This is a genomic window from Bradyrhizobium sp. Mp19 (genome assembly GCF_029952935.1).
GTDB lineage: Bacteria > Pseudomonadota > Alphaproteobacteria > Rhizobiales > Xanthobacteraceae > Bradyrhizobium > Bradyrhizobium elkanii.
In genome coordinates this window covers 1-734 of the sequence record NZ_JASAUT010000190.1, presented here as the reverse complement: position 1 = coordinate 734, position 734 = coordinate 1, and the positions used below count along the sequence as shown (strand labels likewise).

The window sequence follows — 734 nt, the reverse complement described above, 5'->3', positions numbered from 1 at the left end:
ATCTGCATCGACTACCTCGCGGCGCCCCCGGTCCTTGATGTGCCAGAACACGCGGCGCACGGCCATCTTGGCGTCCAGCTTCGGACGAAATCCATACTGATTGTCCAGCAGGTCCGCGTCGAAGATGGGACCGATCACTAAGACCGCTGCCATCATAACGATTCTGTCATGAATGCAGGGGATTCCGAGTGGTCGGCGTCCGCCATTGCTCTTTGGTATCCATACTCTCAGAAGGGGCTTGGGACGGTAAGTGCCGTCCTTCAGCTCCTGCCTGACACTTTCCAACCATTGCTGCTGTCCCTCTGCTTCGATCTGTTCGAATGTTATGCCGTCCACCCCGGGAGCGCCGTCGTTTTCACGGCACCTTTGGTAAGCTTCTTCCATGACATCCGGTCGGCAGATTTTGTCCCACAGAGAGTAGAAGCGGTATGTCGGTTCGGTCTTAGCTTTCGCCTGTAGCGAGCTCTGCAGCTTCTGAACGCGTATATCCGGTGTTGCTAGACTCATCGTCAATCGCCGTGTTCTCTGCTTCGTTCTCGCTTGAGACAAGTCAGGGCCCCTTCCCTCTTCCGGCGTTACCCGGTGTCATAGGTATTACGGACCCATCCGCCATCTGCCGCCGCCGACGCTGGCCCTCACGGGTTCGTCGTTGTCCGGATTTGCATCCTTCCTCGACGGCAGACTTCCCTTGTTGCCCACTGTCCATGTCCCGCGCGTGCTGCCACCACTACCCC

General features: G+C 57.9%; 1 pseudogene. It reads right to left on the bottom strand.

Annotated features, from left to right (window positions below):
- Positions 1–507: pseudogene (locus QJT82_RS45535) on the bottom strand (group II intron reverse transcriptase/maturase); the annotation flags it as partial.
- Positions 508–734 lie beyond the last annotated feature (227 nt).